Below are 21719 nucleotides of genomic sequence, written 5' to 3' on the forward strand. Positions count from 1 at the left end.
GCGCGAGGGCTTGCGCGCGGCGGTGGGGCGCCCCCAGGTCCGCGGCGCCCCCCGAGCCGATGCCGAAGAACGCGCCATGACAGAACGCGGTCAAAATGCGCGCGGCCATCAGCATCCAATAGCCCGGCGCGATGGCGCACAGCAGATTGCCGACGATGAACACGCCCATCAGGCTCATCAACGCTTTCTTGCGCGGCATTTTCGCGGTGACGATAGCAAGAATGGGGGCGCCGATAGTCACGCCCAGCGCATAACCCGACACAAGCATGCCGGCTGCGGGGATGGACACCCCGAGGTCCCGCGCGACGTTGGGCAACAGGCCCATGATGACAAATTCGGACGTGCCGATACCGAACGCGGCAATGGCGAGGGCGAGAAGGGGCAGAGGCATGGGGTAAGCGGTGACTGAGTGCTGGCCGGTCGCGCGTTATCGGGGTGAAGAACGCAGGCTTGGGCGAGCTGAAGGGTTCAAATTGTACCGAACGTTGTTACGTTTGCTTGGTGAAAACCCTGAGATTCGTGCAGTTGATTCAACGAGCTGGTTTTTCAGCCTTTTGGGAGGCGCCCGGTGTTGCTTTTTGCCCTCGGGCGGACTAGTTTGCAGGGTTCCTGCTTTTTAACCAAGGACCTTCATGACTGCACTCCGGCATTTTTTTCTGTTGATTGTTGCCGTGCTGCTGGCATTCGCGGACGTGCCGGCGGCGTTTGCTCAGGAAGCCGACGCGAGTGCGGGACCGATTCGCACCACGGGCGGCAGCGTGATGTTCGTTCAGCAAGGCGCCACGTTCGAAGCCCAAATCGATGGCAAACCGTTCGATCATCTGAACGCCCGCCGCATTGCGCATTTCGAGGAGCCGTCGGGGGCGCGGATGATTGTCGAAGCGTTCGATACCGGCTCGCCCGAACTCGTTCTCTACGATTTCACCAAGCGCCCGCCCACGGTTGAGCACATGACAAAGCGCATGAAACTCACCGGTGTGTTCTGGCAGCGCGATGAAGTGGTGTTGAAAAGTGCCGATGGATGGTACAGGTTCCAGCGCGGGATGCTAACGAAACTGACGTCATCGAAGATGACTTATCACTAGGTCCGCACCGCCATCACCCGGTCCCCAGCGACCACGAAAATTCGCTCGCCGCGCGCGCTTTCGTTCACCTCGAAGCCACCGGTAAATCCGCCGAACGCAGGCAGCACGCCAGCATCCGCACCAAAACGAAAACACGGCAATCTCGCGCTGTCGAGCCGGGTCGCGACCCGGTACACCGGATGTTCATGCCCTGCCAACGCATACGCGCCCGTCACGCGCTGCGGGTAGTGGCACAGCGCCCAAGGCCCGAACCTGTACGGTGCTTCGACCATCTCGAGCGCGAGTGCATCGGGCGGTCCGCCTGCATGGCGATCATGGTTGCCTTCCACGAGGATCAGCCGCAAGCCGGCATGCCGCTCGCGCCACTCGGCCAACGCGCCGAGCGTAGTCAACGCATGTGACTCACGTGCATGCAGCAGATCGCCGAGAAACACGATCGTCGCCGGCCGGTGTATCGAGATCAACATGTCGAGCCGCGCAAGCGTTTCACCCGTCGAGCCTTCCGGTACGGGAATGCCGCGAGCGCGAAACACAGCGTCCTTGCCAATATGCGCGTCGGCGATGAACAAGGTTTGCCGCACCGGATCGAATGCCGCCCGCGCCGCCGACAACACCAGCGCATGCCCGCCAATATCCACCGTCAAGGCCTCGAGCATCATGCGCGCGCCGCCTTTTCCAGATCGGCGAGCATACGCGCGACACGATCGGACAACTTTTCGGTGCTTACCTTCTCCCGCAATCGCGCGATGATCAGCGGAAACGCAAACGGCGTCGGCTTCTTCGGGCGCGTCAGCGCGAGCCGGCTCCCGCTCATGCTTTTGAGTGCGGCTCGTATCCTGTCAAGTTCGAGTTCCTGCAACATGACCTCTTCCTCGGCCTGCGCAAGCAGGAGGTTCCCGCTGTCGTGGCGGCGAAAAACTTCATAGAAAAGCCCGCTCGATGCCTGCAATTGCCGCGCACTTTTTTGTTGTCCAGGGTGCCCCTGGAAGATCAACCCGGACACTCGCGCGATCTCGCGAAAACGCCGGGCAGCAAGCTCGGACGAATTGAGGCTGGCGAGAATGTCGTGCTCGAGATTATCGGGCGAAAAAAGCCCGTCCTGTATGAGCGTCTCCCAGTCAAAGGGTCGTGCTGACAACAACTCGAAGCCGTAATCGTTCATCGATATGGAGAACGTACTCGGCTGATCGCGCGCCACGCGCCAGCCGATCAGGGACCCAAGACCGACATGCGCCATCCGTCCCGCAAACGGATAACAGAACAGGTGATGCCCCTCGCGCGAACGAATCAGTTCGACCAGCAACACGCCCGGCTCGGGCAGCGCCGACCACTTCGCCTGCAATTCGAGCAGCGGCCGCACGGCCTGCATCTCGGGTTCGTCGTATACGCCGTTCATGGCACGCGCCAGCATCATCAGCGTGGCATCGGCGAGTTCGGACGACAGCGGCATCTTGCTGCCGGCCCATTGGGGCATCGCGCCGCGTGAGGACGTCGCACGTTTCACGTACGCGGTCATCTCGCGCACACGCACGAGTTCAAGTGCGCGGCCGCCGAATGTGAATACGTCTCCGGGCTTCAGACGCGAGACGAACGACTCTTCCATCGCGCCGATCCGGCCACCCGTCATATACGCGATGTTGATGGTCGCGTTAGCGACGATCGTCCCGACGTTGTTGCGGTGACGCCTGACCAGATCCTCACGCGGCACACGATACACACCTTCAGCATCGAGTATCACGCGATGATAGTCAGGATACGCCGCGAGTGAACTGCCGCCGCGTTCGACAAAGGCCAGCGCCCAGTCGAACTCCTGCTGCGTCAGGTCGCGATACGCGTAGGTCGTGCGCACTTCGTCGAAGAGTTGGCGCGCCTTGAAGCCGCCGCCTATCGCAATGGTCACCAGATGTTGAACCAGTACATCGAGCGGCTTGTTGGGCATCTCGCGGCCTTCTATGCGCCGCTCCTCAACGGCCCAGCGCGCGGCCGCTGCTTCCACGAGTTCGAGCGCGTGCGTTGGCACGATGGTCACCCGCGATGCCCGTCCAGGCGCATGGCCCGAGCGTCCGGCACGCTGCATCAACCGCGCGACGCCTTTGGGCGAGCCGATCTGGAAGACGCGATCGACCGGCAGGAAGTCGACGCCAAGATCGAGGCTGGACGTGCAGACCACCGCTTTCAACTGGCCGCTTTTCAGGCCGAGTTCGACCCACGCGCGGACTTCCTGATCAAGCGACCCGTGATGCAACGCGATCAAACCCGCCCAGTCGGGACGCGCTTCAAGCAGCGCCTGGTACCAGACCTCGGCCTGCGAGCGTGTGTTGGTGAAGACCAGCGAACTGCGCGCGTGTTCGATCTCGGCGGCGACCGGTTTAACCTGCCGCGTGCCGAGGTGGCCGCCCCATGGAAAGCGCTCGATGGTATCCGGAATCAGCGTATCGACGATCAGCGTTTTCGGCTGCGCGCCCCGCACCACTACGCGTGGCGTTTTCACCGGCGCGAGCAACGCGTCGCGGGCGAGATCGAGATTGCCGAGCGTCGCCGATAACCCCCACACCTGCAAATCAGGCCGCCAGTGCGCAAGACGAGCGAGGGCGAGCTGCGTTTGCGTGCCGCGTTTATTGCCAAGCAACTCATGCCATTCATCGACAACGACCAGCCGTACGTGTTTCATCTCGTCTTCGGCATTTGCGCGCGTGAGCATCAGCGTGAGACTTTCAGGCGTGGTGACCAGCGCGCTCGGCATACGCTTGTTTTGCCGCGCGCGTTCGGCGGAAGGGGTATCGCCGGTACGCAAACCGATGCTCCACGGCACCGCGAGTTCCGTCACCGCGGTTTGTAACGCGCGAGCAGTATCGGCGGCGAGGGCACGCATGGGTGTGATCCACAGCACGGTAAGTGGCGCGGGCAAACTGCGGCTTGGGAGTTTGTCAGAGTATGCCGCCAGCGCGCCCAGCCACACCGCCCACGTCTTGCCGGCGCCGGTGGTCGCGTGCAGCAGGCCGCTCGCTGCGCCCAAGATCCCGGTCCACACTTCGCGTTGAAACGGAAACGGTTGCCAGCCGTGCCGTTCGAACCATGCAGCAAGACGTGCGTCGAACGGCGTGTTCGCCACGTCCTGATCAATGACTATCGGCGCGGGCCGAAACAGCTCGGCAACGGCGTCGGCTTTCGCCTGCGCCGCGCGTGTTCTCGGTATCCGACGCGCACGCGGGGCACGGCGTTTTGCATCGCTATTTGGTTGGGTATCCTGATGGTTGTCCATATCATCGTCGTCGGCTGGCGTGCTCATGGCGCCGCTCCGTCGAGGAAACCCTTGAGCATGCCGAGCGTGTCCGCGTCGTCAATATGCTTGTCCGTACGCCATCTCAACATGCGTGGAAACCGCACGGCAATGCCGGACTTATGGCGTGGACTCGCCTGGATCCCTTCGAAACCGATCTCGAACACGAGCGTCGGCGTGACGCTGCGCACCGGTCCGAATTTTTCGATGGTCGTCTTGCGCACGACCGCATCGACCTTGCGCATCTCTTCGTCCGTCAAGCCGGAATACGCCTTCGCGAAGGGCACTAGGGTGCGCACCCCATCGGCTTCGTCCCACACGGCGAAAGTGAAGTCGGTGTACAAACTTGCGCGCCGGCCGTGACCGCGTTGCGCGTAAAGCAAAACAGCATCGATGGCGTAGGGATCGATCTTCCATTTCCACCATGTCCCGGACGCCTTCGTGCGCCCGACGCCGTAAAGCGATTCACGTCCCTTCAGCATCAAGCCTTCAACACCTCGGCCGCGGCTTTCGTCGCGCAACGTGGCGAGGGTCGCCCAATCGGGCGCTTCAACCATCGGCGATACCCGCAGCAGGTCGACCGCCAGCGTTTCACCCAACGCGGTGGCCAATGCATCGAGTTGCACGCGGCGTTCGATCAGCGGCGTGACGCGCAGATCGCGCCCATTGGCTTCCAGCAGGTCGTAGGCGAGAAACGTGGCGGGAGAATCGGCGAGCACTTTCTTCGACAAGGTCTTGCGGGTGATTCGCGGTTGCAGTCGTGCGAATGGCAATGGCGCGTCGCCTCCGGGTTCCCACGCGAGAATTTCGCCGTCTATGACGGTGCCGTCCGCCAGCGCAACGCCGAGCGAGGCGAGTTCGGGAAAGCGGTCCGTGATGAGATCTTCACCGCGCGACCACAGCCACACGCGGCCGCCGCGCTTGACCAGTTGTGCGCGAATCCCGTCCCACTTCCATTCGATCACCCACTCCGACGGTGCGCCGAGCGTCGCCGGATCGGCTTGCAAGGGATGAGCGAGGAAAAATGGATATGGCAATCCGAGGTCGCTCTCATGCGGCGTGGCGGCGTGTTCGTCGTCCGTGCTTTCCGGTGCGATCAGGCGCAGATAACGCGCCGCTCCTGGCGCTTGCTGCGAATCGGTCCAGCCGACCATACGCTGCGCAATGCGTTTGTGATCCACACCCGCGACTTCGGCGAGCGCGCGCACGACGAGTTGGCGCGCGACGCCTACCCGGAACCCTCCGCCTATCAGCTTGGTCAATAAGAAACGTTCGCTCCAGTCGAGCTCGTCCCAGTAGCCGAGCAAACGGGTTCGAAGCTCGCCCGGCTCCCGGCCGCGCAAGGTCAGCACGCGTTCCTCGATCCATTGTGCGAGGCCGAGTTCGGATGTGCGCTGCGCGGGCGGCAGGATATGCGCGATGGTTTCGGCCAGATCGCCGACCGCCTGATATGACTCGTCGAAAAGCCATTCCGGCAAGCCCGCGCGCTCGCGGGCGAACTCGGTGAGGAGGCGGGTGGGCACCGATTGGCGCGGTTTGCCGCCGCTGAGAAAGTACGACGCCCACGCGGCGTCCTCGGGTTCGGCCGCTGAGAAATACGCGATCAGCGCCTCGAGTTTTTCTTTCGTCGACGTGGTGCCGTCCAGAGCGGTGTACAGCGCGGCGAAGCGTTTCATCGCGAGTCGGCCTCGGGCGCAGCAGGGGATTCGACCGCTTGCTGCGCGGACGGGCTCACTTGGACGCTTTCCGCCGCGTCGGCTTCTATTGCGTCATCGCCGTATTCGGTCGTGAATGCGCCCGCTTCCAGACCTTGTTCGCGTAGCCAGCGCACCATCGGTTCGATTTGTCCGTGCGTGACGATCACGCGTTGCGCGCCCGTTGCCCCAATCGCTGTCTGCAAACCCGGCCAGTCGGCGTGATCGGACAGCACGAAGCCGCGGTCCAGGCCGCGTCGTCGCCGCGTACCGCGAAGCCGCATCCAGCCCGACGCAAACGCATCGCTATAGTCGCCAAAGCGACGCATCCACGCGCTGCCTTGAGCGGACGGCGGCGCGATGATCAGCGCGCCTTTGAACGCGCTCTTGTCTTTCGCGGCAATGTCGCTGACTGGCCGCGTCAGCGGCAGGTTCACACCCGCTTGCGCGTACGCCCGATTCAGCGGTTCCACGGCGCCATGGCAAAAGATCGGTCCTATGGCTGGATCGACGCCAGCAAGAATCCGCTGCGCCTTGCCGAACGAATAGCAGAACAGTACGGAAGCCCGGCCTTCGGCCGCGTTATGCCGCCACCAGGAATCGATGCCGTCGAAGACCGCGCGGGACGGTTCCCATCGATAAATCGGCAGGCCGAATGTGGATTCCGTAATGAACGTGTCGCAGCGAACCGGTTCGAAGGGTGCGCAAGTGGGATCAGGCTCGACCTTGTAGTCGCCCGAGGCGACCCAGACCCGGCCCGCCTGTTCCACCCGCACTTGCGCGGAGCCGAGCACGTGGCCCGCCGGATGCAGTGAGATCGAGACGCCGTTGACGACCAGGCGCTCGCCGTAGGGGACACCTTGCAGGGAGATACCCGGCAACCGCGACAGCAACACGCCGGTACCTGCCTCAGCCGCGAGATAACGGGCGTGCCCGAAGCGGGCGTGGTCGGCATGGGCATGAGTAATGATCGCCCGATCGACGGGGCGCCACGGGTCGATATAGAAATCACCCGGCGGGCAATACAGGCCTTCCGGCCTCGCGACGATCAAGTCTTGCGATGCGTCCAACCGGTCCCCGCTCGCGGAAAAAGGATAACGTCAGGTAACGACGGCGCAGGACGGCTGGACGGAATTAGCCGCAGCGGCCGAAGTGGCATTGGCTCTGAGCAAATGGCATGCCGTCCTGAGGTAATGCAATCACAGTTTCGTTGAAGGTATTATTCGTATGAAGAATACTTCGATTATCGGAAAAACTGATTTATCGCGCGAGAAGTATAAAAACAGCCCGTCGATAAACTCCGCATTCGAGTCACGCAATTGAATTTTTCAGGGAAGTACCTGATAGCGCGGAGAGCCGTCAAACCAAGCTTTCACATTCCCGAGCGTGGTATTGGCGATCTCGCTGAGGGCTTCTCGCGTGAAAAACGCCTGATGAGAGGTGACAATAACGTTTGGAAACGACAATAGCCGCGCGAGCACGTCGTCCTGCAGCATGTGATTCGAATGGTCTTCGAAAAAGAGTCCACTCTCTTCCTCGTAGACGTCGAGGCCAAGGTGGCCTAGTTGCCCGCTTTTCAACGCACCAATGAGCGCCCGGCTGTCGATCAAACCGCCGCGGCCCGTATTGATCAGCATGGCGCCGTGTTTCATGCGGGCGAGTGCGGCGGTGTCGATGAGGTGATAGGTGGAGGGTAAAAGAGGGCAATGCAGGCTGACAATGTCCGACTCAGCCAGGAGAGTATCGAGCGGCACATAATGCGCTCCGGCTTGCAGAAGATCGGCTGCTGGCGCTCCGGGATCAAACGCCAGCAGCTTCATGCCGAAACCAGCCATGATGCGGCCGAATACCCGTCCAATGACGCCTGTGCCAATAATGCCAAGCGTCTTGCCGTGCAAGTCGAAACCCAGCAGGCCGTTGAGCGAAAAATCGCCGTCGCGAGTCCGGGCATAAGCGCGATGCAACTTGCGATTCAGCGTCAGGATCAGCCCGGCGGCGTGCTCGGCCACCGCATGTGGAGAATAAGCCGGCACACGCACCACGCCAATTCCGAGCCGGACTGCCGCTTCCAGATCGACGTGATTAAAACCTGCCGAGCGTAGCGCCACGAGTTGCGTGCCGCCCTTGTGGAGGGTTTCCAGGACAGCTTCGTCAAGGATGTCATTTACGAACGGGCATACCACCGTACACCCGTGGGCAAGAATGGCCGTTTGCGCGTCAAGTTGTGATTCCTGGAATTGCAGAGAGTAACCATATGCCGCGTTTGCCTCAGAGAAGACGTCGCGATCATATTGCCGGCTGCTGAAGACGATCACGTTAATCGCCATCGAGTGGTCTCCCTGCCAGCCAGGTAAATCAATCAGTTGGCGACGGCGTTAGCCGGCGGCACCATCGAAAGCCGCGAGAGAAGGGTTTCCGGCTGCGGCAGTCCGACTTCTCCGCCCGGACCCATATGTTCAAGCGTGTAATCAATGAAGGCGCGCGTCTTGGCCGGCAGATACTGCCGTCCCGGATAGACGATAGACACCTTCACGTCCGGATCGTCAATAGCGTAATCACCCAGTACCCGTACCAGCGAGCCGTTCTCCAGATCCGCTGCGACAATGCCTTCCGGAATGATCGAAATGCCCATGTGAGCAAGGGTTCCGAGCCGCACCATCAATGCGCTGTTGAAAGTATAGACAGGGGCGAGCGTGACCTGGTCGGCGCTGCCATTGTTGCGATGGCGGAAGTGCCAGGTGGCGCTACGCATTTCGTTGGGGAGCGCCACGAACGCGTGGTGCAGCAAATCGGCTGGCGTGCTGGGCGAGCCATGTTCTTCCAGATAAGCGGGTGTGGCGACGGGAATCAGCGTGTTGGTGGCGACAGGGCGTTCTACCAACGCCGTGCTTGTCACCATGAATGCCGTGACAATACCGACATCAAATCCGTCTTCCACAAGATCCACATGACGCTCGGATAAGGTGAGCCGCACGTTCACCTTTGGATAGACCTGCCGGAAGCCGTCGATCAGCGGCGTCAGTGCCATGAGCGAAAGCGACCCGGATGCCACCACGCGCAATGTACCGCTGGGGTCGCCTTCCGTATGCGCCACCATTGACTCGAGATGATCGAGTTCTTCGAGCAATGCGCGGCAGCCTTCGAGATAACGCGTACCGGCTTCTGTAAGTGAGAGGTTACGAGTAGTGCGATTGATTAACCGGGTGCGTAAATGCGCTTCCAGCATTGCAATTGCGCGAGTAACAAGCGCGTTTGATACGTCGAGTTGTTGTGCGGCACGCCGAAAGCTTTCGGTTTCCGACACCCGCACGAACACTCGCATGGCATGAATTTGATTCATCGTCTCTTACCTCTCAGTGTCCAAAACAGCGTGGGACCGTATTACGCATCACCGCGCATACGGCATCTCTTGATCGGCGCCAAAAAGCGTATTGACACCCATGCGGAATTGCAATATCTCGTTCAATTTCTGTCTGCATTCCGCATTAACCTCAAGACTTTCACATTTGCTAGACCATTGCAATGAAAAATTACATTTCCCCGAATTTTGGAATGGATCGTCTGATTTATGCAGATTTTCGTTTCAAGAGTTGAGTTACTTCATTCGACTTTTGATGCACTCGTAAAATGACTTGTCTTATTGCATACAAACAGGCGATCCGACTCGCTGAACCACGATAAGCTCTGCCGGGAGCTGCCGATGCGGGTGGTTTATTGAGTGCAACGATTCCAGGTACGTATAAAAATGAATGCAGGCATTAAATTCATATCGTCCCGACTTGACGGCTGGCAAACTGCCATATAAGAGATGCATTGTTCATCAATTCTAGAATCACGATCGTAATTAATCGAATCCTTAATTTGGTCATTACAAGCCGCTTGATAGTTGCGTTTAAATAATCAATGGAGGCGATAATTTCATGATCTGGAACTTGCTGGCGCGTCAACCGGAAATTGCTTTGTTTGCGAGCCTGGCACTTGGCTTTTTCATTGGCTCTTTCAAATTCGGGCCCATACAGCTCGGCGGGGTGTGCGGCACTTTGATCGTGGCGCTGATTCTCGGACAAAGCGGCGCGCGCCTTTCACCGGATCTGAAGAATATTGCATTTGCACTGTTTATCTTCGCGCTGGGTTTCACTGGCGGACCGCAATTCTTCGCGAATATCGGGCGCGGCTGGCGCTACGGGCTTCTTTCCGTCGTTGAACTGGTGGTGGTACTTGGGCTGGTGCTCGGTGCGGTTGCACTCTTCAAGCTCGATCGCGGCACTGCGGCCGGTCTGCTCGCCGGCGCCGCGACGGAATCGGCCGTGGTCGGCACGGCATCCGAAGCCATTGGCAAGCTCGCGCTGCCTGCTGCCGAGATTGCCCGGCTGCAGGCCAACATCGTTACCGCCTACAGCGTGAGTTACCTGTTCGGGCTCGTCACCATCGTGTTGTTCACCAGCCAGATCGCGCCGCTGATGCTGCGCGTGAATCTGCGCGACGAAGCTGAACGCCTATGGCGTTCGCTCGGCGGCGACAGTGCGCTGGCGGATGGGCAACGGCTGGCTGCGCCGTCGCTCGTGGCGCGCGAAGTCCGCGTGACGAGTGCGGCGGATCTGAGCATCGATACCCTCGAACGCCGCTATGGCAACGAACTCACCGTCGCACGAGTGATGCGCGGCCGCTCGCTTGTGAAAGCGCAGCCGAATCTCGTGTTGAAGAAGGGCGACCGGATCGTGGTCGGCGGGCGTCGCACGGCGCTCGTGGAGGCGCTGCCGTCCATTGGCGAGGAAGTCACCGGCCACGATGTCGCCGACCTCTACGCCGACACCGTCGACGTCATGCTCACGCGGCGCGAAGTCCATGGCCTCACGGTGGCGCAAGTGCGCGCTCGCGCGACGCCCGCCGATGGCCGCGGTGTCTATATCTCGGCCGTCACGCGGCTGGACAGCACGATCCCCGCGTTGCCGGGAACGGAGCTGCATCGTGGCGACGTACTGACCTTGATCGGCTCGGCCGATGACGTGCGGCGCGGAGCGGCGAAGCTCGGCTATGTGGTTCGCGCAACGCTGAAAACCGACTTCGTGTTTCTCGGCATCGGCGTGATTGCGGGGATTGTGGTCGGGCACTTCAGCGCGCGCATCGGCGACGTGCAGATCGCGCTGGGCACCGGCGGCGGCTGTTTGCTGTCCGGGCTGCTGTTCGGCTGGATTCGTTCGCGCTATCCGGTGATCGGTTCGCTGCCTTCAGCTGCGGCGCAAGTGCTCAAGGATTTCGGACTGTGCACTTTTATTGCCGCGGTCGGGCTGGGAGCCGGCGCCGATGCGATCCGCCTGATCCGCGAGTACGGCGTTGCGCTGCCGCTGGCAGGCGTGGTCATCACGCTCGGGCCGGCGCTGGTGTCGCTCGCGGTCGGGCGCTGGCTGTTGAAACTCGAAGTACCGATGCTGCTCGGCGCGATCGCCGGCCAGCAATGCAGCACGCCTGCGATCAGCGCGCTGGTTAGTGTGACGGGCAACGCAACGCCAGTGATCGGCTACACGATCACATACGCGTTGTCGAACGTCCTCTTGCCGCTGATGGGGCCGGTGGTCGTCGGGCTGGCGGGCAAGCTGGGGTGAACGGGCATACGTCGTAGTAACAAGAATAGGCGCGTGGCAGGGAGCGTCAGGATCAGGATCAGGATCGGTATCGGTATCGGTATCGGTTCGAGTATCAGATTCAGCAGGTCGGGCAGGGCATACAAAACTAGCGAGGGCACTATGGAATGGATACATCAGGTTTTTACGAAGTCACCGGAGATTGCGCTGTTCCTCTCTCTGGCGGTGGGGTACTTCATCGGCCAGATCAACTTCGGCAAGTTCCAGCTTGGCGGTGTGGGCGGGTCATTGCTGGCGGCGGTGGTCATCAGTCAGTTCGGCGTACAGATCGACAACGGCGTCAAGTCTGTCATGTTCGCGATCTTCATCTATGCAGTCGGTTACGACTCGGGGCCGCAGTTTTTCAACTCGCTGTCGCGCAAGACCTTGCGTGAGATCGCGATGGCGGTGTTCCTCGCGGTATCGGCGCTGGTGACAGTGCTGGTATGCGCGAAGCTGTTCGGCTTGAACAAGGGGATTGCCGCGGGATTGGCCGGCGGGGCGTTGACGCAGTCGGCGATCATCGGCACGGCTGGCGATGCCATCGCCCGGCTCGGGCTGCCGGTTGCCGAAACCAAGGCGCTCCAGGGCGACGTGGCGGTCGCTTATGCCGTGACGTACGTATTCGGATCGCTGGGCGCGATCATCGTGTGCGTGAATATCTTGCCGAAGTTCATGGGGCAGGGTTTGAAGGAGGCCGCAGCGGAAGCGGAGAAAAGTTTGCTGGGCGGCGCGCTCGCGCATGGGGCCGGTCAGACAACGGCGATGCCGGAGCTGGTCGGGCGGGCTTATCGTGTGACAGGCGGCAACGCTGCCGCGGCGCGCGCGGGTGGCGCCGATGCCGGGGGGCTGGCGATCAAGGCCACGTCAGGCGCAGGGGGCGTGAGCGGTGCTGCGGGCCGGACAGTCGCGGAGATCGAGTTGGCCGAGTCCGACATGATCACGATCGAGCGAATCCGCCGGGCCGGCAAAGCGATGGAGCCGCGGCCGGACGTGATGCTGCAAGTCGACGATATCGTGCTGGTCGTCGGCCGGCGTGAAGTGATGGTGACGGCGGCGTCGAACATTGGTGAAGAGGTGGCGGACACAGATGGCATCAGTGTCGTGATGCAGAACCGGCAGGGCGTGTTCACCCGCAAGGGCATGAATCACATGACAATTGCCGCGGTGCGTACAACGGTAGACCGCGACTTGCGGCACGGCGTATTCGTGCAGGAAATTCGCCGGGCGGACCAGCCGCTGCCGATCCTTCCCGAAACCAGGCTCGAGCATGGCGATGTCATTACCTTCTACGGTTCGCCGCAGGATACGAAGCGCGCCGTGGATGCAGCGGGTTATGAATTGCCGGTTACCAACAAGACCGATTTCATCTACATGGGTGTGGGGATTGTGCTCGGTCTGTTGATCGGATTGATCGTCGTGGACGTGGGCGGCGTGCCGTTGACCCTGGGGTCCGGCGGGGGCTGTTTGCTGGCCGGGCTGCTATTTGGCTGGATGCGGGGCAAGCATCCGATGTACGGCGTGATGCCGTCGGCGGCATCGCAACTGATGAAGGATTTTGGGCTCGCAGCCTTCGTGGCGGCGGTCGGTCTGAACTCCGGATTGGCGGCCGTGGTGACGGTGAAGAACAGTGGCCTCACGATCTTTTTGTTGGGCGCGGTCGTGACCATCGTGCCGCTCGTTCTCACGATGCTGTTCGGCAGATACGTGTTGAAATACACAAACGCGGCACTTCTTGCGGGCGCACTGACGGGATCGCGTAGCGCGAATCCTGCGTTCGGCGGCGTGCTTGATAAGGCGGAAAGCGCGGTGCCGACGGTTCCATTCGCGATCACGTACGCGCTGGCGAATGTTTTGCTGACATTGCTGGGACCGTTGGTGGTCGGATTGGTCTGACGAGGGGATGAGTGCGCGCGATCGGGCCGACTCGCGTGCACTCAAAAAGTTTGAACCGAGGGCCATGGCGCGAGCCCAACGACATTAGGCACAAAATGGGATTGTCATGACTTCGCAGCAGAAAATCGTTCATCTTCCCGCAGCAATCATGCATGGGACCGGAGTAAGCGCTAAAGCGCTAACGCCGGTCGACACGGGGGAGCAGATCCCCGCCTTGGGTCAGGGCACTTGGGGAATGGGTGATAACGCCCGAACCCGCAACGCGGAAATCGCCGCGCTGAAGGCCGGCGTGGACCTTGGCATGACGGGAATCGATACCGCGGAAATGTATGGCGAAGGCGAGAGCGAAAAACTGATCGCCGAAGCATTGAAAGACCGGCGTGACGAGCTTTTTATCGTGAGCAAGGTTTATCCGCATAACGGTAGCGAAGCCGGCGTGAAGGCCGCGTGTGAGCGAAGCCTGAAGCGGCTACAGACGGACCGCATCGATTTATACCTGCTGCATTGGCGCGGCGGTGAAGATCTGGAAGGGGTGATCGGCGGCTTTGAAGCCTTGAAAGCGCAGGGCAAGATCCGCCATTGGGGTGTAAGTAATTTCGATACCGAAGACATGGTCGAACTCTTTGCCCTGGAAAACGGCAACCGGTGTGCGGCCAACCAGATTCTTTATAACGTCGCGCGGCGCGGTCCCGAATTCGAACTCCTGCCATGGCTGCGCGAACGCAATATACCGGCGATGGCATACAGCCCTGTCGATCACGCGCGCCTGCCAAAGCAAAGCGTCCTGAACGACATCGCGAAGGCCCGCGGTTTGTCCGCGATGCAAGTCGCGCTCGCGTGGGTCTTGCAACAACCGCAGGTCATGGCGATCCCGAAAGCGGGGACGCTCGCTCATGTGATCGAGAACGCGGCAGCGAGAGACGTGAATTTGTCGACGGAAGAACTGAGTCTTATCGACACCCAGTTCAAACCGCCGAAATCAAAACGCCCATTGGAAATGCTTTAAACCGCTGGAAACCCTCAACCGGTCTACATGCAGGCGTGATGCGAATGCACGGAGCCAAGCACGGCTACCTCGGCCGGCGTTCGCTTGAGCGACGCTTCATCGACTTGCTTTGCATCGGCGAGGAATTCATCGACCAGGGTTGAGACCGGCGTATTGCTCAGGCACAGCGACACGCGCTGCGTTTCATTGGCCTTCAGTTGCGATCGCTGAGCCAGGAACAGCACGCCATATTGGTACCCTCGCACAATGCCGCGTACGGCCCCAACGCACTGGCCCTGCGCGGTGTTATCGGACTTCTGCGAACATTCCTGAGCGAGCGTATAGGCGGAGAAACTCGGATCGACTGGCGGCGGCTCAGTGCTTTGCTGCGCGTGGGCAACGGAGGCGCAGCCCAGCGCGGAGACGGTTGCAAACGCGATCGCCGCGGAGATGTTTCGCTTCATGTTGTGATCCCTCATGTCGAACGATGAACTCGATATGAGGGAACGAACGCCAATTGGTTCCTTCGACTCCAACCTTGACGCGCTGGTTTATTCAGGCTTTTGCAAGCGCTTCAGTTCTGCCACGGGAATGTGGCATCGAATCCTGTGACCATCCGCGGCATGCGCGTACGGTGGCTCCTGCTGCTCACAGATCGCGCCAATCTTGCGCGGACAACGGGTATGGAACACGCACCCCGACGGTGGGTTCGCCGCGCTCGGCAGCTCGCCTGAAAGGCGGATGCGCTCGCGCGCTTGCGGTTCATCGACTATTTCGGGAATGGACGACAACAACGCCTCGGTATAAGGATGATGCGGCCCGTCGAACACGTCGGTCGCCCGGCCAATCTCCATCAGCCGGCCGAGATACAGCACCGCAATACGATCGGACAAATAACGCACCACGTGCAGGTCGTGCGAGATAAACACGTAACTCACGCCGCGCTCCCGCTGCAGGTCGGCGAGCAGGTTCAGGATGGCGGCTTGCACGGAGACATCGAGGGCGGACGTGGGCTCGTCGCAGACCACGACGCGCGGATCGCCCGCGAACGCACGCGCTATCGCCACGCGCTGTTTCAACCCGCCCGACAATTGCCGGGTGCGCGAGCTCAGGTAACGTTCGGGCAACCGCACGGCGGCGGTCAGCGATTGCAACCGCGCTTCCTTCGCCGCCCCACGCAACGCGCCGAGTTTCGACAAAGACCGGGCGATCAGCCGACGCACCGAATGCGCCCGGTTCAACGCCGAATCCGGATTCTGGAACACGATCTGCAGCGACTTGACCTGCTCGTCGTTGCGGTTTGTCACGCGCGCGGGCAGGGCGGCACCGTCGAGTTCCATGGAGCCGCCCGCATCCGGCGAGAGCAAGCCCAGCAAGAGCTTCGCGAGCGTCGTCTTGCCGCTGCCTGACTCGCCGACCAACCCGAGCGTTTCACCCAGCTTAAGTTCAAGCGATACATCGTGCACCGCTCGCAGCGACTCCCCGCCAACATGAAACGTCTTCGATAAATTCTCCGCGCGCAAGGCAAGCGGTGCATCTGTCCGGTCGACAGCCGCGCGCAGCACTTCCGGTGTTGCGCGCGGCAAGTCGATTGCACGTTCGTGATAGTGGCAGCGCGCCATTTGATCACCATGGGCGGCCGGGACCCGATACGGCGGCGGCGCGTCACGATGACAACGGTCATCGGCGAGCTTGCAGCGCTGCGCATAGATACACCCCTGCGTCACCGACCCCGGCAGCGGTAGCGAACCCGGGATGGTGTCGAGCCGGCCCGTGTCCTTGCTGCGTCCCGTGGTCGGCAGGCAGCGCAGCAGGCCCACCGTGTAGGGATGCCGCGGCCGCGCGAAGACATCGCGTGTCGTGCCTTCTTCGACCAGTTTTCCCGCATACAACACGCCTACGCGATCACACATCCGTCCGATCACCGCCAGGTTGTGGCTGATGAAAAGCACCGCTGTGCCGAGCTCTTCGCGTAGTTGCGCGATCAGGTCGAGCACCTCGGCCTCCACCGTGGCGTCGAGCCCGGTAGTGGGTTCGTCGAGGATCAGCAACGCCGGGTTGCACGCGAGCGCCATCGCGATGACCACGCGCTGCTGCATACCACCCGACAATTGATGTGGATAAGACTCCATCACGCGCTCGGGCGAGGAGATCCGCACGCGCCGCAAGATGTCGATGGTGTGTTCCAGCGCTTCATTCACCGACGCGCCCGCGAGCTCGAACGCTTCGGACACCTGCCGCGCGATGGTCAGCGACGGATTCAGCGCGCGGCCCGGGTCCTGATAAACCATCGATACCGCGTTGGCGCGCATGTGCCGCAACGCGTCGGCGTTCATCGAAGCGATGTCGTGGCCGGCGATCGAAATCTTCCCCGACTTCACGCGGCCGTTGCGCGGCAGATAACGCAATATGGCGAGTGCGGCGGTGGACTTTCCACAGCCCGATTCGCCAACCAGCCCATACGCCTCGCCGCGTTTTATCCGCAGCGAGATGTCCTGCAGCACTTCGCGGTCCCTTCCGCGCGAACGGTACGCGACCGTCAGGCCGACAAGGGTCAGCGCGTCGGTTTCGGCGCGCTTGGATCCATCGAAGATGGGAAAGGCCGACGGCGGCGGTCCGTTCATCGGTCGAGCACTCCCTGTATGCCATCGGCGACGAGGTTCACGCCCACGACCAGCGAGGCGATTGCGGCGGCGTCGAACACGACGGTCCACCACGCGCCGCCCGCCATCAGCGTGTAGCACTCGGAGAGGGCGAGGCCCCAGTCGGCCGACGGCGGCTGAATGCCGAAGCCGAGGAACGACAGCGTGGCAACCGCGAAAATGGCGTAACCGAGTCGCACGGTGGCTTCCACGATGATCGGCTGCAGCACGTTCGGCAGGATCTCCGCGAACATGATGTAGAACGCGTTTTCGCCGCGCAATTGCGCGGCCAGCACGTAGTCCAGATTGCGCTCGGCGAACACGGCCGCGCGCACGGTGCGCGCGGTGATCGGCGTGAAGGTGATGCCGATCACCAGGATCACGGTGACGTTGCTCGCCCCAACCGCCGCGAGCGCGAGCAGCGCGACGATCACGAGCGGCAGCGCGAGCACCGCGTCGATCAGCCGGCCGATCACGTTGTCCACCCATCCGTCGAAATAACCCACGATCAAGCCGACCGCCGTCCCGGCTAGTGTTCCGAGCAGGGTTGCCAGCGGCGCGATGGTGAGAATGTCGCGAGCGCCAACGATCACGCGCGCAAACACATCGCGGCCGAGTTGATCAGTGCCGAACCAGTGCGTCGCGTCGGGCGGCGTGAGGGAGTTCAACGGATCGGACGCGTACGGGTCCTGCGGCACGACCCAATGTCCGATCAGCGCGCATGCAACCCAGAACAACAGGATCAGCACGCCGGCCACGAACGTGGGTGAACGCAGCAAGGCCTTGCTGCGTTCGAAACGCGGCGCCTTGTGCGGCGCGGGCGAGACGGTTGCAGTGCTCATTGCGCGTTCCTTACCCGCAAGCGCGGATTCAGCACCACATACAACGCATCCGCGATCAGGTTCGCCCCCGTATAAATCACGCCGATGGTCAGCACGCCGGCTTCGAGCATGGGGAAGTCCTTGCCTTTGGCGGCGTTATAAATGAGCGAGCCAATGCCCTGGTAGTGGAACAGCGTCTCCACGACCACCAGGCCGCCGATCATATAGCCGAGCTGCGTCGCGGCAACGGTGACGGTCGGCAGCAGCGCATTGCGCAGCACGTGGCGCATGATCACCACGCGGCGCGGCAGGCCCTTGAGGATCGCGGTGCGCGTGTAGTCGGCATCGAGCGCTTCAACGGTGCCGGCGCGCGCCATTCGTGCGATGTAACCGAAGAACACCAGCACCAGCGGCAACACAGGCAGGATCAGATGCTGCAACTGGATCAGTACGTTTGACCCAGGCGGAAACGTTGCTTCAATCGGCAGCCATTGCAGCCAGATGCCGAACACCAGAATCAGCACAATGGACGAGACGAACTCCGGCACGACTGTCGCCGATAACCCCGCGATGCTGATGGTCCGGTCGATCCAGCGCCCTTCGTGCAGCGCGGAGTAAACGCCGCCGGCAATGCCGAGCGGCACGACGACGATAAACGCCAGCGCGCCGAGCTTGGCCGAATTCAACAACGCGTCGCCTATGAAGGGTGCGACCGGCGCGCGATACGAATACGACTGACCCATGTCGCCGCGCAGGAAGTGGGCGATCCAGCCGGCATATTGCGTGAACAAAGGCCGGTCGACACCCAGTTGATGATTGAGCGCGGCGACCGCGCGAGCGTCGGAAAGGGGCCCGAGGATGGCACGGCCGACATCGCCGGGAAGCAACTGGCCGCCCGCGAACACGATCACCGACAACAGCCACAACGTGATGATCGCGAGCAGCAGTCGCACGCCGATAAACCGCGCAATGCGCGCGGCGCTTCCGGCGTTGCTGCGTGAGCTTACTTGCGGCGCGCCCGGCGCGGCGGGAGGAGAGACCGTGTTCATGATCGGAGCATCCTCGGGTCAGGCTTCATCAAGCTGGTTTTAATGAGCGCGAGACTCAACGAACGACCTACGCGCCGATGGTCGCGCGTTGGAAATACAACTGCGAAATCGCATTGAAGCGCACGCCTTTCACGTTCGCCCGCGTGACGATCAGCTGATCGTAGAAATAGGGGATCACGACCGGGGTTTCATCGAGCAACAGGGCCTGGATTTGCCCTGAGAGTTTTTTCTGCGATGCCACGTCGAGCGCCGCCACGAAATCCGCCACCAGCTTGTCGTATTGCGGATTCTTGAAATGCGCCGCGTTCCACGTGCCTTCGCTGGTCAGCGGTGCGTTGAGAAACACGTTCGGCACGCCGCGATGTCCGTAATCCGTGATGCCGAGCGGCGAATCGAGCCAGTCCGATTTGCCGTACGTGCCCGCGCCGTAATACAGCTCCTGGCTTTCCACCTTCAGCGTGATGCGAATGCCGACCGCCTTCGCTGCGTTCTGGATCACGACCGCGAGATCGGGAATCTCCATGTACTTCTCGGTCGTGAGCGTGACGTCGAAACCGTTCGGCACGCCTGCTGCCGCCAGCAATTGTTTTGCCTTCGCGACATCGATCTTGCGCTGCGGCACGGACAGGTCGCTGGACGGAAACACCGGCGAGAACGGACTGTCATTGCCCAACGCAGCGCGGCCCTTGAACAGCCCCTTCACGAGCACGTCGCGATTCACCGCCAGCGCCAGCGCCTGACGCACGCGCTTGTCCTTGAACGGGCCGGTGTCGGTGCGCATATGCATCTGCCGATGCGCGCTCGACTTCACGCCGAGCACCTTGAACTCGGGGTTCGTCATCATGCTGAGCCCGCCCTGCACGGTGAAATCGCCCATCACGTCGGCTTGCCGGCCTTGGAGCGCGAGCAGTTCCGATTGTTCGTCGGCGTAGAACGCGAACGTCACCCGGTCGGGCAGCGCTTTTTCGCCCCAGTAATCCGGGTTGCGTACAAACGATGCGCCCACTTTCGGCGTGTACTTTTCAAACTTGAACGGCCCCGTGCCCGGGAACGACTTCTCGTAGGTGCCGCTGAAATTCGCTGGCAGGATCACGGCGTTGTACGTATCCGAGGAGACGTAATAAGGGAAGTTGCCGTTCGGCGCGTCGAGATGGAACTCGACTGTCATGTCGTCGACAACCTTCACCGAGCCCTTCGACAACACGCCCTTGAGCACCGAGAGCGCGGCCGAACCGCTGGCCGGATCGGCGAGCCGGTTGAACGTGGCGGCGACGTCCTTGGCGGTCATCGACTGGCCGTCGTGGAACTTGACGTTCGGGCGCAGCTTGAAGGTCCATACATCGCCCTTCTCGTTCGGCTTCCACGACAGCGCGAGGGAAGGCTTAAGCTTGAGCTCCTGACCGTCATCGTCGATCAGGAATTCGCCCGTCTGATTGATCAGCGCGAGGCCCGCGGGGTCGGTGACGGTGAGCGGGTCGACCTGGCCCGACGGCGTCAGATGCGCCACGCGGATCGTGCCACCGGGTTTGCCCGCAGGCGCCTGCGCGCGCGCGTGCGGCATGCCGATCAACCCCCCGGCGGCCATCGATAAGCCCAGCAGGCTCGCGTGCCTCAGTAACTCGCGCCGCGACAGCCGGCCGGCCTTGAATTCGTCGATTGCATGGTTGCCGAGTTCTCCCGCCGATCCCCTCGACTGTTCCAGCGCTGCATTGAAGGGGGAAAGCGAGTCCAGATCGGTTACGGTCTTTTTCATCGGGCTGTCCGGTTCGGGGTTCGGTTGTTGTTTTGACTCGACGATACTGCGCCATCCAACGAGGGACCGCGGCAGCGACGCAATTGGATGCGCTTTCAGTTTAGCGGAGCAAATTGTGTTCCGATTCCCGGCGCGCGTTTCATGTGCCAATTAATTGCGCATGCTGCTCCGATAGCCGCGACGCTGCGGAAAAGCTTGCTGAAAACTTTCGGGCCATGCGTCAGAAGGGCGGTAGAAAATTCCGCGCCTCCGTGTCGTCATACCGTCATTTTCAATGCTGATGCGGATGTTTATGAATTGGGTCGACCCAGAACACTTCCTCGGGCTCCTCCACCGCATCGATATTCAGATTCACCACCACCGCCTCGTTGTCGCTGCGCACGAGTACGCATTCCAGCGGTTCGTCGGTGAGCGCATTGATTTCCTGATGCGGCACGTACGGCGGCACGAAAATGAAATCACCCGGTCCGGCTTCAGCAGTAAATTCCAGATGATTGCCCCACTTCATGCGCGCCTGTCCGCGCACGACGTAGATCACGCTTTCCAACGCGCCGTGATGATGCGCGCCGGTTTTCGCGTTCGGATGGATCGTCACCGTGCCGGCCCAGATTTTCTGCGCACCTACCCGCGCCGCGTTGATTGCCGCCGCGCGATTCATGCCGGGCGTCTGCGCGGTGTTGGTATCGAGTTGATCGCCCTTGATCACCTTGACGCCGTTCTCCCGCCAGTCGGTGTGCTCGTGCTCATGGTCGTGCTGATGTTCGTCGCTCATTCTCTTTATCTCCTCCGATCCGTGGAAAAGCCGCCGTCGATCTACGCTAGCTTCATTCCGGCTATAAGCCCAAAAAAAGTCCGTTGCCGCCGGGAGGCAACAACGGACTTCGTTACGTCGT

General features: G+C 61.5%; 17 protein-coding genes. 4 read left to right on the forward strand and 13 right to left on the reverse strand.

Annotated features, from left to right (window positions below; translation table 11 throughout):
• On the reverse strand, nucleotides 1-391 hold a 391-nt coding region (locus tag BSU04_RS26845), incomplete at its 3' end, for an MFS transporter (protein WP_144021367.1).
• A 241-nt stretch (nucleotides 392-632) separates the two neighbouring features.
• Between BSU04_RS26845 and BSU04_RS26850 the strand changes: the two genes are divergently transcribed.
• Nucleotides 633-1085 carry a hypothetical protein gene (locus BSU04_RS26850; protein WP_089163413.1) on the forward strand — a complete coding sequence of 151 codons (453 nt, stop codon included), beginning with the start codon at nucleotides 633-635 and terminating at the stop codon, nucleotides 1083-1085.
• Here the strand turns inward: BSU04_RS26850 and pdeM are convergent.
• The 6 genes from pdeM to BSU04_RS26880 all read right to left on the reverse strand — a co-directional run bounded on the left by pdeM (nucleotide 1082) and on the right by BSU04_RS26880 (nucleotide 9399).
• Nucleotides 1082-1744, reverse strand: a complete 663-nt coding sequence (gene pdeM, locus BSU04_RS26855) for a ligase-associated DNA damage response endonuclease PdeM (RefSeq protein WP_089163414.1) — start codon at nucleotides 1742-1744, stop codon at nucleotides 1082-1084. The genes BSU04_RS26850 and pdeM overlap by 4 nt on opposite strands.
• Nucleotides 1741-4374: a ligase-associated DNA damage response DEXH box helicase gene (locus tag BSU04_RS26860; protein ID WP_089163415.1), complete on the reverse strand. Its 2634-nt coding sequence runs from the start codon at nucleotides 4372-4374 to the stop codon at nucleotides 1741-1743. Before BSU04_RS26860 ends, pdeM begins: the two co-directional genes overlap by 4 nt.
• Nucleotides 4371-6041 (reverse strand): ATP-dependent DNA ligase, encoded by a 1671-nt coding sequence (locus BSU04_RS26865; protein ID WP_089163416.1) that lies wholly within the window; start codon nucleotides 6039-6041, stop codon nucleotides 4371-4373. The genes BSU04_RS26860 and BSU04_RS26865 overlap by 4 nt, the downstream gene beginning before the upstream one ends.
• Nucleotides 6038-7129 carry a ligase-associated DNA damage response exonuclease gene (locus tag BSU04_RS26870; RefSeq protein WP_089163417.1) on the reverse strand — a complete coding sequence of 364 codons (1092 nt, stop codon included), beginning with the start codon at nucleotides 7127-7129 and terminating at the stop codon, nucleotides 6038-6040. The genes BSU04_RS26865 and BSU04_RS26870 overlap by 4 nt, the downstream gene beginning before the upstream one ends.
• A gap of 258 nt (nucleotides 7130-7387) precedes the next feature.
• On the reverse strand, nucleotides 7388-8380 hold the full coding sequence (locus BSU04_RS26875) for a 2-hydroxyacid dehydrogenase (protein ID WP_089163531.1): 993 nt from the start codon (nucleotides 8378-8380) through the stop codon (nucleotides 7388-7390).
• A 38-nt stretch (nucleotides 8381-8418) separates the two neighbouring features.
• Nucleotides 8419-9399, reverse strand: a complete 981-nt coding sequence (locus BSU04_RS26880) for a LysR family transcriptional regulator (RefSeq protein WP_089163418.1) — start codon at nucleotides 9397-9399, stop codon at nucleotides 8419-8421.
• Nucleotides 9400-9979: 580 nt separating this feature from the next.
• Here BSU04_RS26880 and aspT point away from each other — a divergent pair.
• The 3 genes from aspT (at nucleotide 9980) to BSU04_RS26895 (ending at nucleotide 14582) form a co-directional block, all read left to right on the forward strand.
• Entirely contained in the window at nucleotides 9980-11662 is a 1683-nt protein-coding gene (gene aspT, locus BSU04_RS26885; protein WP_089163419.1) for an aspartate-alanine antiporter, read from the forward strand.
• Between the two features lie 141 nt (nucleotides 11663-11803).
• Complete coding sequence (locus BSU04_RS26890; protein ID WP_089163420.1) at nucleotides 11804-13576, forward strand: aspartate-alanine antiporter family protein; 1773 nt, start codon at nucleotides 11804-11806, stop codon at nucleotides 13574-13576.
• 148 nt (nucleotides 13577-13724) lie between these two features.
• Entirely contained in the window at nucleotides 13725-14582 is an 858-nt protein-coding gene (locus BSU04_RS26895) for an aldo/keto reductase (protein WP_089163532.1), read from the forward strand.
• Nucleotides 14583-14605: 23 nt separating this feature from the next.
• On the opposite strand, the gene BSU04_RS26900 is transcribed toward BSU04_RS26895, so the two are convergent.
• The 6 genes from BSU04_RS26900 to BSU04_RS26925 form a co-directional block, all read right to left on the reverse strand.
• A complete protein-coding gene (locus BSU04_RS26900; RefSeq protein ID WP_089163421.1) occupies nucleotides 14606-15025 on the reverse strand; it encodes a hypothetical protein in 420 nt (139 codons plus the stop codon).
• 87 nt (nucleotides 15026-15112) lie between these two features.
• Nucleotides 15113-17185, reverse strand: coding sequence for an ABC transporter ATP-binding protein (locus BSU04_RS26905; protein WP_089163422.1), 2073 nt, complete (start codon nucleotides 17183-17185; stop codon nucleotides 15113-15115).
• Nucleotides 17182-18045, reverse strand: coding sequence for an ABC transporter permease (locus BSU04_RS26910; protein WP_089163423.1), 864 nt, complete (start codon nucleotides 18043-18045; stop codon nucleotides 17182-17184). The genes BSU04_RS26905 and BSU04_RS26910 overlap by 4 nt, the downstream gene beginning before the upstream one ends.
• Complete coding sequence (locus tag BSU04_RS26915) at nucleotides 18042-19073, reverse strand: ABC transporter permease (protein ID WP_089163424.1); 1032 nt, start codon at nucleotides 19071-19073, stop codon at nucleotides 18042-18044. Before BSU04_RS26915 ends, BSU04_RS26910 begins: the two co-directional genes overlap by 4 nt.
• A gap of 67 nt (nucleotides 19074-19140) precedes the next feature.
• Nucleotides 19141-20826, reverse strand: coding sequence for an ABC transporter substrate-binding protein (locus BSU04_RS26920; protein WP_089163533.1), 1686 nt, complete (start codon nucleotides 20824-20826; stop codon nucleotides 19141-19143).
• Nucleotides 20827-21097: 271 nt separating this feature from the next.
• Entirely contained in the window at nucleotides 21098-21598 is a 501-nt protein-coding gene (locus BSU04_RS26925; protein WP_089163425.1) for a cupin domain-containing protein, read from the reverse strand.
• Between the last annotated feature and the right edge of the window lie 121 nt (nucleotides 21599-21719).

The sequence above is a fragment of the Caballeronia sordidicola genome (genome assembly GCF_002220365.1).
In the GTDB taxonomy this organism is placed as follows: Bacteria; Pseudomonadota; Gammaproteobacteria; order Burkholderiales; family Burkholderiaceae; genus Caballeronia; species Caballeronia sordidicola_C.